General features: G+C 40.4%; 12 protein-coding genes. 6 read left to right on the forward strand and 6 right to left on the reverse strand.

Annotation, left to right across the window (positions count from 1 at the left end; translation table 11 throughout):
- Window positions 1-2: 2 nt before the first annotated feature.
- The 3 genes from rsmD to ilvG are packed head-to-tail and all read right to left on the reverse strand — an operon-like array spanning window position 3 to window position 2,548.
- Window positions 3-605 (reverse strand): 16S rRNA (guanine(966)-N(2))-methyltransferase RsmD, encoded by a 603-nt coding sequence (gene rsmD, locus AM305_RS04845; protein ID WP_035293964.1) that lies wholly within the window; start codon window positions 603-605, stop codon window positions 3-5.
- Between the two features lie 60 nt (window positions 606-665).
- The gene (ilvM, locus tag AM305_RS04850; RefSeq protein ID WP_005823584.1) at window positions 666-893 is read right to left on the reverse strand and encodes an acetolactate synthase 2 small subunit; all 228 of its coding nucleotides are present in this window, start codon (window positions 891-893) and stop codon (window positions 666-668) included.
- The gene (gene ilvG, locus AM305_RS04855) at window positions 893-2,548 is read right to left on the reverse strand and encodes an acetolactate synthase 2 catalytic subunit (protein WP_005823586.1); all 1,656 of its coding nucleotides are present in this window, start codon (window positions 2,546-2,548) and stop codon (window positions 893-895) included. Before ilvG ends, ilvM begins: the two co-directional genes overlap by 1 nt.
- Before the next feature lie 398 nt (window positions 2,549-2,946).
- On the opposite strand from ilvG, the gene nrfA reads away from it, so the two are divergent.
- From nrfA to pnuC, 6 genes are all read left to right on the forward strand, one after another.
- Window positions 2,947-4,452, forward strand: coding sequence for an ammonia-forming nitrite reductase cytochrome c552 subunit (gene nrfA, locus AM305_RS04860; RefSeq protein ID WP_005823587.1), 1,506 nt, complete (start codon window positions 2,947-2,949; stop codon window positions 4,450-4,452).
- A 19-nt stretch (window positions 4,453-4,471) separates the two neighbouring features.
- A complete protein-coding gene (nrfB, locus tag AM305_RS04865) occupies window positions 4,472-5,110 on the forward strand; it encodes a cytochrome c nitrite reductase pentaheme subunit (protein WP_005823590.1) in 639 nt (212 codons plus the stop codon).
- Window positions 5,110-5,787 (forward strand): cytochrome c nitrite reductase Fe-S protein, encoded by a 678-nt coding sequence (nrfC, locus tag AM305_RS04870; RefSeq protein WP_005823592.1) that lies wholly within the window; start codon window positions 5,110-5,112, stop codon window positions 5,785-5,787. Before nrfB ends, nrfC begins: the two co-directional genes overlap by 1 nt.
- The gene (nrfD, locus tag AM305_RS04875) at window positions 5,787-6,752 is read left to right on the forward strand and encodes a cytochrome c nitrite reductase subunit NrfD (protein WP_005823595.1); all 966 of its coding nucleotides are present in this window, start codon (window positions 5,787-5,789) and stop codon (window positions 6,750-6,752) included. The genes nrfC and nrfD overlap by 1 nt, the downstream gene beginning before the upstream one ends.
- Window positions 6,753-6,936: 184 nt before the next feature.
- Window positions 6,937-8,571, forward strand: coding sequence for a glutamine hydrolyzing CTP synthase (gene pyrG / locus AM305_RS04880; RefSeq protein ID WP_005823597.1), 1,635 nt, complete (start codon window positions 6,937-6,939; stop codon window positions 8,569-8,571).
- A 189-nt stretch (window positions 8,572-8,760) separates the two neighbouring features.
- Window positions 8,761-9,495, forward strand: a complete 735-nt coding sequence (gene pnuC / locus AM305_RS04885) for a nicotinamide riboside transporter PnuC (RefSeq protein WP_005823599.1) — start codon at window positions 8,761-8,763, stop codon at window positions 9,493-9,495.
- Window positions 9,496-9,540: 45 nt separating this feature from the next.
- On the opposite strand, the gene add is transcribed toward pnuC, so the two are convergent.
- The 3 genes from add to AM305_RS04900 all read right to left on the reverse strand — a co-directional run bounded on the left by add (window position 9,541) and on the right by AM305_RS04900 (window position 12,303).
- Complete coding sequence (gene add, locus AM305_RS04890; protein ID WP_005823601.1) at window positions 9,541-10,500, reverse strand: adenosine deaminase; 960 nt, start codon at window positions 10,498-10,500, stop codon at window positions 9,541-9,543.
- Window positions 10,501-10,606: 106 nt separating this feature from the next.
- Entirely contained in the window at window positions 10,607-11,629 is a 1,023-nt protein-coding gene (gene rluB / locus AM305_RS04895) for a 23S rRNA pseudouridine(2605) synthase RluB (protein ID WP_005823603.1), read from the reverse strand.
- 56 nt (window positions 11,630-11,685) lie between these two features.
- On the reverse strand, window positions 11,686-12,303 hold the full coding sequence (locus AM305_RS04900) for an L-threonylcarbamoyladenylate synthase (RefSeq protein ID WP_005823605.1): 618 nt from the start codon (window positions 12,301-12,303) through the stop codon (window positions 11,686-11,688).
- Window positions 12,304-12,312: the final 9 nt, after the last annotated feature.

A 12,312-nucleotide genomic window follows, 5' to 3' on the forward strand; every position in this document is an offset into this window, starting at 1 on the left:
TCTTACTCACTTTTTAAAGGGATTAATTGAATTAATCGACTGGTTACCATACCTGCTGATTTCTCTTTAATTATTTGCCAACCTTCCGGTAATACTAAAGGTGGGTGATCTTTTTCCGTTTCAACATAGATAATTGCTTGTGCTGAGAGCCAATGATTTTGGGCGAGCAATGCTAACACTTTAGGAACAAGTTGATGATGAAACGGTGGATCAATAAAAATGACATCAAAAGGCTTGTCTTGATTTGGTTTCGCTAAGAATTGAAGCGTATCTACATTAAAGACCACGCCTTTTTCTGTTTTTAACTTCTCAAGATTTTTTTTCAACTGTGCCGCCGCATTGGTAAATTTTTCAAGAAAAACCACCGCTTGTGCTTGGCGAGAAAGGGCTTCTATGCCTAAAGAACCACTTCCAGCAAAACAATCTAAACAGCGACTATCTGCGATATCGCTCATTAACCAATTAAATAAGGTTTCTTTTACACGATCTGTGGTCGGTCTTAGCCCTTCGGCATTTAAGACGGGAAGTTTTCGCCCTCGCCATAAACCGGCAATAACTCTTACTTCGCCGAGAGATTGTTGTTTTTGTGTTGATTTTGCTTTCATAATATAGAAAAAATAAAGTGAAAAGGTATTACCCCAAAATAAGGTAATACCCCATATCATCTACTGATTATAATCCACTTCGACTATATCAATCAATTTTTCAAGCTGTGTAACCAGTAAAGAAAGCTCTCGGCTACTTTGTACAACAAGCGATAATACCAGCACCTTTTGTTGAATCTCCGCACTTAGTGTACAAAGTTCAAAGCCTCGATGTCTTACCACTCGTAAAATACGTTCCAACGTTTCTGGGCGTTGATGTGCTTTTAAGGTTAAATGATACTGTTGCATTAGTTTTTCTCCTCATCAAGCATATCAGTATTACAAGCACCCGGTGGAACTAACGGCCAAACGTTGCTTTCTTCCGGAATACAAACGTGAAGTAAATAAGCGCCTTTAGCATTTAACAAGCGGTCTAAAGCGTCAGACACTTCACCAGCCTTTTCAATGCGTTCAGCCGGAATATCAAATGCTTTTGCTAACATCACAAAATCAGGATTATCATCCAAAATGGTTTCACTGTGACGTGCTTTAAAGAAGAGAGATTGCCATTGTCTTACCATGCCTAAACGCTGATTATCCAGCAGTAAAATTTTCACCGGCAGATTTCCACGCTTAATTGAGCCAAGCTCTTGTACATTCATCATAAAAGAGCCATCCCCCGTGATTAAAATCACAGGATCAGTTGGGCGTGCTTTTACCGCACCAATGGCGGCGGGTAGACCAAATCCCATCGTGCCATAGCCGGCAGACGTAATAAAATTCTCTGGCGCAAAATGCTGCATATGCTGTGCCGACCACATTTGATGCTGACCAACATCTGTTGTGATGACGGCGTTTTTCGGTTTACGCTGCGAAAGTGTGTGTAGTAAAGCGGTTGGTTCAATAACGCCTTCCCCCTGGTTTTCCACATAAGAAAAATCAAGTCTGCTTTTTAATTGGCGGATATGGTCACGCCAGTTGTCAATGTTTAACGGTTGGGTAAGGGCATTTACCGCTTCAATTAAATCGCCTTTTAATGCCACATTTGCTTGACGAAGTTTATTGATTTCAGCAGCATCAATATCAATGTGAATGACTTTTGCATGAGGTGCAAAGGTATCTAATTTACCGGTAACCCTATCATCAAATCGAGCACCACAGGCAATCAATAGATCGCACTCTTGAACCGCATAGTTTGCCGCACGAGTGCCGTGCATGCCTATCATCCCCATATATAACGGGTCTTCTGGTGAAATAGTTCCTAAGCCTTTTAAGGTTGAAACCGAAGGCATTTGAGTTACTTCAAGGAAATTTCTGACCGCTTGTACCCCTCCAGCCATACCAACACCACCGCCTACATATAAGATCGGTTTAGTAGCTTGCTTGAGCAATTCAAAAGCGATGGTTAATTTTGTGGGATCTTGTGAATTTGCAAGATCTTTCTCATATTTAACCGCTTGTGCTGACGTTGGAGCAACTTGAATATCTTTAGGAATATCAACTAACACCGGTCCGGGTCTGCCACTTTGTGCAATTTGAAAGGCTTTTGCGATGATTTCCGGTAATTCTTCAATACTTTGCACAATAAAACTATGTTTAGTGCAAGCTAAGGAAAGTCCTAAAACATCGGCTTCTTGGAAAGCATCGGTGCCAATTAGTGGGCTAGCAACCTGCCCTGTAATGGCAACAATAGGAATAGAATCGGCTAAGGCATCGCCTAAACCAGTAATTAAATTTGCAGCCCCCGGGCCTGATGTCGCAATACATACGCCAACTTTGCCTGTTGATCTTGCATAACCAATCGCTGCCATTGCAGCACCTTGCTCATTACGACAAAGAAGATGATCTAACCCTGAGTCATAAATTGCATCATAAGTTGGCATAATTGCCCCACCGGGGTAACCAAATAAGTGTGTTACGCCCTGTGCTTTTAAACTTTCTATTACTAAAGTCGAGCCGTTCATTAAACGTTGTGTTCCTTTGCTATTTTTAATACTTGATGGAAAGGTTTATTCATAACATAAAATCCCCTTTTTTTAAATTCTATTTTGCAAATTTTATGAAATTTTTACGGATAACTCACAACTAAAAGCAAACGTTTACGTTTCTCTTGAGAGAGAACATTTTTTTCTTGGTATCAATTTAGGTATACACCCCTACCCATAAGGAGTTATTTTGCTGAAAACCCCTATAACCATAACGAGGTATTTCACGATTTTTTGTTGATTTATTTCAAAGAAAGTGAATTTTACCGTAGCAAAGAAGAGATGAATTTTATATGCTCGCACGCGTATAACAGTATATATCTTATTGTTTAATAAGAAGAATTCTCATTCAATTGATCCTTGTGGGGGGACTTAAAGTGAAACGTTTAACTAAAAGTTTAGCAATGGCAACGATTGCCATGTTGGGCTGTTTATCATCTTCGGCATGGGCTGAAGAAAAAACGGCTGAAAGCTTAACAGATAAAGCTTTAAAACATGAAAAATTAGGGGTTGAAGTGGAATCAGCAAACCATAAATTCGCTGAAAAATATCCACTTCAATATAACTCTTGGAAAGCGACTTCTGAATCAACAGATCGTGGTAGTGCATTAGCAATTGACCCTCGTTATGTTGTTTTATGGGCTGGTTATGCTTTCTCTAAAGAGTATAACAAACCTCGTGGACACTACTATTCTGTAACAGATGTGCGTGATATTTTACGTACAGGCGCACCTAAAGATGAAAATGATGGTCCTCAACCTATGGCGTGTTGGACTTGTAAAGGTCCAGATGTAGCACGTTTAATCGAAGAAAAAGGTGAACGTGGTTACTTTGATCCAAAATGGGCGAAATATGGTGCGGAAATCGTAAACTCAATTGGTTGTGCAGACTGCCACGACACAAAATCAAAAGATTTCCAAGAGGGTAAACCAGCATTACGTATTGCGCGCCCTCATGTATTACGTGCTTTAGAAACAGTAGGTTGGAAATTTGAAGACCTCGACAAGCATGGCAAACGTGTAGCGGTTTGTGCAAACTGCCACGTTGAGTATTACTTCAAAGATAAGAAAGATGTTACTTTCCCATGGAATAACGGTGTGGACGTTGGTAGTATTGAGAAATACTATGATGAACGTCAATTTACAGACTGGACACATAAATTATCTCGTGCTCCAATGTTAAAAGCACAACACCCTGATTTTGAAATTTGGGCGCAAGGGGTTCATGGTAAAAATGGCGTGACTTGTATCGACTGCCATATGCCGAAAGTAAAAGATAAAGATGGTAAAGTTTATACTGATCACAAAATCGGTAATCCATTCGATCAATTTGATGCAACTTGTAAAACCTGCCACGAGCAAAGCAAAGAAACCTTGCAAAAACGTGTAGCAGAACACAAAAAACAAGTGAAAGATGCCATGATCAAATTAGAAGATCAGTTAGTTAAAGCTCACTTCGAAGCAAAAGCTGCATGGGATAACGGTGCAACAGAAGAAGAGATGAAAGACATCTTAACGGCAATCCGTCACGCTCAATGGCGTTGGGACTACTCAGCGGCAGGTCACGGTAGCCACATTCATGCACCAGATGTAACATTACACGTGATTGCAACAGGTATTGACCGCGCAGCCGATGCTCGTGCGAAATTAGGTGTAGTATTAGCGAAACACGGTGTTACAACACCAGTTGCAATTCCAGATATTTCAACACGTGAAAAAGCACAACAAGCGATTGGCTTAGATATTCCTAAAGAACAAGCTGCAAAAGATGAATTCTTAAAAACAGTTGTACCACAATGGGAAGCTCAAGCACGTGAAAAAGGTTTATTACCTGCTAAAGAAGAGCCAAAAGCAGTTGTCGCACCAAAAGCAGAAGCAAAATAATTGAAGCTTGAGGTGAATTATGAAAAATATCATTTCCAAAGCAGGGCGAGCAATCGCCCTACAAGCGGTCGTTTTTGCTGGTCTTTTTGCGATTTCTACTGTAAATGCTGAAATGCCGGCACAGCCTAAACCGCTATGGACAGAGCAATCTGACAGCAAAATGGCAGAAGAAGCTCGCCGTGATCCTAATAAATACTGTACGCAGTGTCACGAAACAGCAAATGCAACAGGTAAACCATTTAGCCATGCGGGTAAACACTTTCAAGAAAGTGCGAAAAGCCCAAATAGTGGCAAACAAGTAACCTGTGTAAGCTGCCACGGAAACATCTCTGAAGATCACCGTAAAGGTGTGAAAGATGTGATGCGTTTTAATGCTCAAGGTAAAGCAAGCAATGACAAGTTAGAACGCTCCGTTCACGAACAAAATCAAGTTTGTGTCGCTTGCCATACGGAAGATAAATTACGTGAAAAATTCTGGGCGCACGATACACACGCAAACAAAATTGCTTGTGCAAACTGCCACGAACTTCACCCGGAAAAAGATCCGATGAAAGACATTCCTGAAAAACAACGTATTAAACTTTGTACAGATTGTCATACCCGTATCCAAGCTAAAAAAGAAGAAGCTAACGCTCAGGAAGCTAAGGAAAATAAATAATGAGTTGCACCCGTAGAGACTTCGTCTCAGGGGCAGGTGCAATCGCTGTGGTAGCAAGTACAGGGCTTGCTACCGGAGTCAGCCTTGCTACTGGGAAAGAAGAAAAGAAAATTCGCTATGCGATGGTGCATGACGAAAATGCCTGTATCGGCTGTACTGCTTGTATGGACGCTTGTCGCACAACAAACAAAGTTCCGGAAGGTGTTTCTCGTTTAGAGATCATTCGTAGTGAGCCTTATGGCGAATTCCCTAACGTTAAATATGAATTTTTCCGTCAGTCTTGCCAACACTGTTCTAATGCACCTTGTGTAAGTGTTTGCCCGACCGGAGCCTCCTTTGTCGATCCTGAAACAGGCATTGTGGATGTTCATTCAGATTTATGCGTAGGTTGCCAATATTGTATCGCAGTATGCCCGTATCGTGTTCGTTTTATCCACCCAGAGAAAAAATCTGCTGATAAATGTAACTTCTGTCGTGATACCAATCTTGCTGAAGGCAAACAACCGGCTTGTGTGGAAGCCTGCCCAACGAAGGCATTAACATTTGGTGACATGAACGATCCAAACAGTGCTGTGGTACAAAAAGTCCGTCAAAATCCGGTTTATCGTACAAAAGTGAATTTAGGTACAGAGCCGAATTTATACCACATTCCATTTGGTAAAGGGGAGCATAGATAATGAGTAACTATATTCCATTTCAAACCCCAAATTTAGTGTGGGACAGCACCATTGCCATTTATCTCTTTTTATTAGGGATTGCTTCAGGTTCTGTGCAGTTAGCTATTGCTTACCGCAATAGCGTGAAGGTTGAAAAGCCCAGTGAAAACTGGATTATTCGCAGTGCTGCGGTACTAGGCACTATTCCAACGATTATCGGTTTAACCTTGTTGATCTTTCACTTAACAAAACCGTGGACGTTCTGGAAATTAATGTTCAACTATAATGGCAGTTCTGTGATGTCAATGGGCGTAATGCTTTTCCAAGTCTATATGGCAGTATTAGTCATTTGGATTGCCATTATGTTTAAAGACTGGATTGCAAACCTTGTGCATCGTTATTTTCCTGCATTCAAATTCCTCTTAGGCTGGATTGATTTTGCAGAGAATAAATTGCTCAAAGCAGTTGAATTTGTGCTATTCGTTTTAGCTGCCGTATTAGGGGCTTATACTGGTTTCTTACTTTCAGCATTGATTAGCTATCCAATGCTAAACAACCCGGTTCTCCCGGCATTATTCCTTGCTTCCGGGACATCATCGGGGATTGCAGCAACTTTCTTAATGATTTTAATTGCTGGTAAGTTATCTGGACATAGTCAAGAAGTGAGCTTTATTCATAAATTTGAAGTGCCGATTATGGTCACTGAATTAGGTTTATTAGTTTGCTTCTTTGTCGGCTTACATTTTGGTGGCGGCGATAAAACCCTTGCATTACACAATGCCTTATCCGGTTTCTGGGGAATGGTATTCTGGATTGGCGTGTTCTTTATCGGGATTTTAATTCCATTAGTTGCTAACATTTTTGGTGGCGATAAAGTTAAACACAGTGTAAAAATCATTATTTTAGTCTCTATTTTTGACTTAATTGGGGTACTCTGTTTACGTTATTTTATCCTCTATGCAGGACAATTAACGGTTGCAAGTTAAACCTTCTCTCAAGCGGTTATTTTTGTAAAAAGTTTTGCAAAAATGACCGCTTTCTCGTTTTTCTATTAGCAAAAAAGCCTGTTTTCCTGTAAACTGTTATCCCGTCCTGATGGTTTACTTCGCTTTTAAAAGTAAACTTTCTTAATCTATTTTCCAATCAATTATCATCACAAAGGCAAATAAAATGGCAACGAATTATATTTTTGTGACGGGCGGTGTTGTTTCATCTTTAGGCAAAGGGATTGCCGCTGCGTCTTTAGCCTCTATTCTTGAAGCTCGTGGTTTAAATGTTACCATCATGAAGCTTGACCCTTATATCAATGTCGATCCGGGTACAATGAGTCCAACGCAACACGGCGAAGTATTCGTAACTCAAGACGGTGCAGAAACCGACCTAGACTTAGGACACTATGAGCGTTTTATTCGTTCAAAAATGAGCAAAGCGAATAACTTTACCAGCGGTAAAATTTACTCTGAGGTATTACGCAAAGAACGTCGTGGCGATTATTTAGGTGCGACAATTCAAGTGATTCCGCATATCACAAACGAAATCAAAGAACGCGTGATCGAAGGTGGTAAAGGACGCGATGTAGTTATCGTTGAGGTGGGGGGAACCGTTGGCGATATTGAGTCTCTTCCATTCTTAGAAGCGTTACGCCAATTAGCTGTCGATGTTGGTCGTGAAAAAACTTTATTTATGCACTTAACTTTAGTGCCATACATTCCAACCGCTGGCGAAGTAAAAACAAAACCGACTCAACATTCAGTAAAAGAGTTACTCTCTATCGGTATTCAACCGGATGTGTTAATTTGTCGTTCAGATCGTGCTATTCCGGCTAACGAACGTAAAAAAATTGCCTTGTTCTGTAACGTACCGGAACGTGCGGTTATTTCATTAAAAGATGTGGATTCTATCTACCGTATTCCAGAGTTATTAAAATCGCAAGGATTAGACAGCTTTGTTTGCGATCGCTTCCGCTTAAATTGCCCTGAAGCAGATTTATCTGAATGGGAGCAAGTACTTTACCAACAAGCTAACCCAACAGGCGAAGTGACTATTGGTATGGTGGGTAAATATGTTGAATTACCTGATGCTTATAAATCGGTAAATGAAGCATTGAAACACGCTGGTTTAAAAAATCGTTTAGCGGTAAACATTAAATATATCGACTCACAAGATGTGGAAACCAAAGGTGTTGAAGTATTACAAGGCGTTGATGCGATCCTTGTGCCCGGCGGTTTTGGTTATCGTGGCGTAGAAGGTAAAATCCGTACCGCACAATATGCCCGTGAAAATAACATTCCTTACCTCGGTATCTGTTTAGGCATGCAAATTGCGTTAATTGAATATGCACGCAATGTTGCCGGTATGGCTGGCGCAAACTCAACAGAGTTTGATAAAGAGTGTGCTTATCCGGTCGTAGGTTTAATTACAGAATGGCAAGATGCTGAAGGTAATGTTGAAGTTCGCTCTGATGACTCTGATTTAGGCGGCACAATGCGTTTAGGTGCACAACAATGCCACTTAATCGAAGGGACAAAAGCTCGTGAAGTTTATGGTTCAGCAACGATTGAAGAACGTCACCGCCACCGTTATGAAGTTAATAATGTGCTTTTACCACAAATCGAAGCAGCAGGTTTAAAAGTCAGCGGTTTATCGGCAGATCGTAAATTAGTAGAAATTATTGAAGTACCAAACCATCCTTGGTTCGTGGCGGCGCAATTCCATCCGGAATTTACCTCAACGCCTCGTGATGGTCACCCACTCTTTGAAGGCTTTGTTAAAGCAGCAAAAGATCATCAAGATAAACAAATGTAATTTAAACATTTAAGAAAATAAGCGGTCTGTTTTTTGCAAATTTTGCAATAAAACAGACCGCTTTTGTATTTTATATCAGCCATAAAACATGAAAAAGATCAAAACAAAACACTAAAATGTTATTTATATTTTACATTTCTGATATTAAAGAGGTAAAATAAAACTCAGTTGAACATTTTAGGAGGCTATATGAATTCAACATCTCTTCTTACCAAACTTAAACAGGAACTCTTTAGTGGTTGGACTAAATTTGAAGCCAGTTGGCTATTGCTTTTTCTTGCAATTCAGATAGGTATTTTTGTTATTCAGCCTGACTCTTGGATTGCAACCATTGCCGCAATCACAGGTATTTTATGTGTGGTTTTTGTCGGTAAAGGTAAAATCAGTAACTATTTCTTTGGTCTGATCTCTGTTTCACTTTACGCTTACATTTCTTATACATTTAAATTATACGGCGAAATGATGCTTAACTTATTGGTTTACGTACCGGTTCAGTTTATTGGATTTTACTTCTGGCGTAAAAATATGACTAATCAAAACACCGTAAATACTGCTGGTGCAAGCGAAGTTATTGCCAAAGCGCTCAACGCCAAACAGTGGGGGATTTTAGCCATTGTGACTGTAATCGGTACTTTCTCTTATATTGAATTATTAAAATATCTCGGCAGTGCATTAGCCGTATTAGACGGTGCGACGGTTGTGATTTCTATTGTTGCTCAAGTCTTAATGATTATGCGTTATCGTGAGCAATGGGCATTATGGATTATTGTGAATATAATGACTATCTCTCTTTGGGCGGTAATGTATTTCCAAAATGGCGAAACAAGTACGCCATTATTAGTGATGTATATGATGTATTTATGTAACTCCATTTATGGTTACTACAACTGGATTCAGTTAGAAAAACGACATCATCAGCACTAAAATAATATGCCCTCGTGTGTATTAAAACAAACGAGGGCATTTTAATTAAAGGCTTATTGCATAGCGTTGCATAATATACGCTTGTAAGGCTTTTTTATCTCTCTCATTTAAAAATGCAGCTTGAATCGCATTCTTTAGCAGCTGTTTTGCTTCTTCCTCTTTTAGCTGATAATCGGCTTCTAATAAACGAAATTCTTGCTGAATATAGGTTTGTGAAACCGTCATATTATCTGTGTTCAAGGTTGCTAAAATGCCTTTTATTAAGAAGGTTCTGAGCGGATAGTCATGCAAGTTCTCCGTTGCTTTTGTTTGTAAATTGCTACAAGGACACATCTCAAGCGCAACGCGATCTCCTGATAAACGTTGCATCACATCTTCCGATTCTACTGCTCGAATCCCATGCCCAATGCGTTTTGCACCTAGGTCTAGCGCTTGCGCAACATTTTCTGCACCAGCCGCTTCTCCAGCGTGAATAGTAAAAGGGACGCCTAATGCATTCGCTAATTCAAATATTTGGCTAAAATCTTTTGTCGGATAACCTGCTTCCGGGCCTGCTAAATCAATCGCGACCACACCTGCTGATGAATCCGTTAAAAACTGTTTAGCAACACGTACTGTTTCTAAATTTCCCTCTAAAGATCCAATACCTCGTAAACAGCACAAAATCAAGTTTACTTTAAATAAAGAGGATTGTTCCAGTCCATGTTGTAATCCTTTTAAGGCAGTTTCAACAACCTGAGATTGTATTAGCCCTTTTTTTGTATGTAGCTGTGGTGCAAAACGAATTTCCGCATAAGCTATGCCTTGCGCATCTAAACGCTTGACAAGATCACAAACAGCGGAAGTGATTGCTTCCCCTGTTTGTAATAACGAAACAGGAATCGCAAAGCATTCTAAATACTGATTGAGATCACTACAATCTTTAGGTGCAGAAATTAACGGTAGTAACTGTTCAACTCTTTTTACCGGTAATGCAATGTGTTGTTTCTCCGCCCATTCAAGCATCCATTCTCAGGAGAAAGAGAACCATCTAGATGAAGATGGAGATCTATTAATCCATATTTTTTAAGATTCATTTCGATATAACTACCTTAAGCCATACAACAATCTTTTACGCTTTCGCACGATATTTAGCGTGTTGTTTTACCGCTTTACGAATTTGACGAACATTGGTACGGCGGCGATTTTTAGTAACATCTACCTTCGTTTCTGTTTCTGCCGGCAAGCCAACCAGCTCACGCAAATAGTTTACCTGTTCTAAGCCCATTTCTTCCCAACCGCCACGAGGTAAACTTTTTTCCAGTTTGATATTACCATAGCGAATACGGATCAAACGGCTCACTTCAACACCTTGTGATTCCCATAAACGGCGCACTTCACGATTACGCCCTTCGGTTAAAGTTACATCAAACCATTGGTTAATCCCAGTGCCGCCTACGGCTTTAATTTGTTTAAAGTTTGCCGGTCCGTCTTCTAATTGCACGCCTTTGCGTAAACGTTGAAGCATAGCTTCATCAACATTACCAAAAACACGCACAGAATATTCACGCTCAACTTCACGGCTTGGGTGCATTAAACGGTTAGCTAATTCGCCATCGGTGGTGAAAAGCAGTAGCCCCGAAGTGTTAATATCTAAACGCCCCACCGCAACCCAACGAGAACCCGTTAAACGAGGTAAACGGTCGAAAACTGTTGCTCGTCCTTCCGGATCTGAACGTGTACACAGTTCGCCTTCCGGTTTGTAATACATTAGCACACGACAAATCTCTTTTTGGGTTGGAATCAGGTTGATCAAATGACCATCAATACGGATTTTGGTTGCTGAACTCACTTGAACACGATCGCCAAGCGAAGCTATTTTACCATCAACACTCACACGCCCAGCGGCGATGATTTCTTCTAATTCACGGCGAGAACCTTGCCCTGCACGCGCCAAAATTTTCTGTAATTTTTCGCCAACAACCTTCTCTTTCTTTTCATTTAAGACTGGAGAAGCGGTCGGTTTTGCTGTTTTTTTTGCAATAAGCGGTTTAGAGGTTGGACGAGTCGCTCGCTTTTCATTGCGTTCTGCAAGGCGAGGATTTTTATTCGCTACTGTCGATTTTGTTGTTTGTTTGGTTTGAAAAGTTTTCATTTAGCGTTCCTATTGTCGCTTTCACAAGCGTCGATAATCAAAGGCAGAATCTCTGCCTATAAAAATGGGGTTAAATCGCCCGAGCCTTCACGAATAATGACTGGGCTGTCGTCTGTTAAATCAATCACGGTAGTTGGCTCTGCGCCTAAATACCCTCCGTGGATAATCAAATCAACTTGACGTTCTAACAGATCTCGAATTGCCTCGGGATCTGATTGAGTGATTTCTTCATCAGGTAGCATTAACGAGCAAGACAAAATCGGTTCGCCTAGTGCAGAAATCAAAGCTAACGCAATTTCATTTTGTGGCACACGAATCCCGATGGTTTTTCGCTTCGTTAATAAACGGCGAGGGACATCTTTTGTTGCCGGCAAAATAAAGGTGTAAGGATTTGGCACGTTATTTTTAATTAAGCGATAGGCTTGGTTACTAACCATTGCATAATTGGACAATTCCGATAAATCGCTACAAACTAACGTAAAGTTATGGTTTTCTGGCAATTTTCGGATTTTGACAATGCGCTCCATTGCCGATTTATTTCCTATCGCACAACCTAATGCATAACCAGAATCAGTCGGATAAATAATAACACCATCATTTTTGATAATTTCGACCGCTTGGTTAATTAAACGAGGCTGTGGGTTATCAGGGTGAATATAGAAAAATTGGCTCATTATTTTGCG

This window comes from Actinobacillus minor NM305 (assembly GCF_000175195.1).
GTDB classification, from domain to species: Bacteria; Pseudomonadota; Gammaproteobacteria; order Enterobacterales; family Pasteurellaceae; genus Haemophilus_A; species Haemophilus_A minor.

Bases quoted from the DNA above. Each gene is read 5' to 3' on its own strand.
- nrfB (WP_005823590.1), top strand. From the start codon at position 4,472: ATGAAAAATATCATTTCCAAAGCAGGGCGAGCAATCGCCCTACAAGCG.
- rsmD (WP_035293964.1), bottom strand. From the start codon at position 605: ATGAAAGCAAAATCAACACAAAAACAACAATCTCTCGGCGAAGTAAGA.
- ilvM (WP_005823584.1), bottom strand. From the start codon at position 893: ATGCAACAGTATCATTTAACCTTAAAAGCACATCAACGCCCAGAAACG.
- pyrG (WP_005823597.1), top strand. From the start codon at position 6,937: ATGGCAACGAATTATATTTTTGTGACGGGCGGTGTTGTTTCATCTTTA.
- nrfC (WP_005823592.1), top strand. From the start codon at position 5,110: ATGAGTTGCACCCGTAGAGACTTCGTCTCAGGGGCAGGTGCAATCGCT.
- AM305_RS04900 (WP_005823605.1), bottom strand. From the start codon at position 12,303: ATGAGCCAATTTTTCTATATTCACCCTGATAACCCACAGCCTCGTTTA.
- ilvG (WP_005823586.1), bottom strand. From the start codon at position 2,548: ATGAACGGCTCGACTTTAGTAATAGAAAGTTTAAAAGCACAGGGCGTA.
- pnuC (WP_005823599.1), top strand. From the start codon at position 8,761: ATGAATTCAACATCTCTTCTTACCAAACTTAAACAGGAACTCTTTAGT.
- nrfD (WP_005823595.1), top strand. From the start codon at position 5,787: ATGAGTAACTATATTCCATTTCAAACCCCAAATTTAGTGTGGGACAGC.
- rluB (WP_005823603.1), bottom strand. From the start codon at position 11,629: ATGAAAACTTTTCAAACCAAACAAACAACAAAATCGACAGTAGCGAAT.
- add (WP_005823601.1), bottom strand. From the start codon at position 10,500: ATGCTTGAATGGGCGGAGAAACAACACATTGCATTACCGGTAAAAAGA.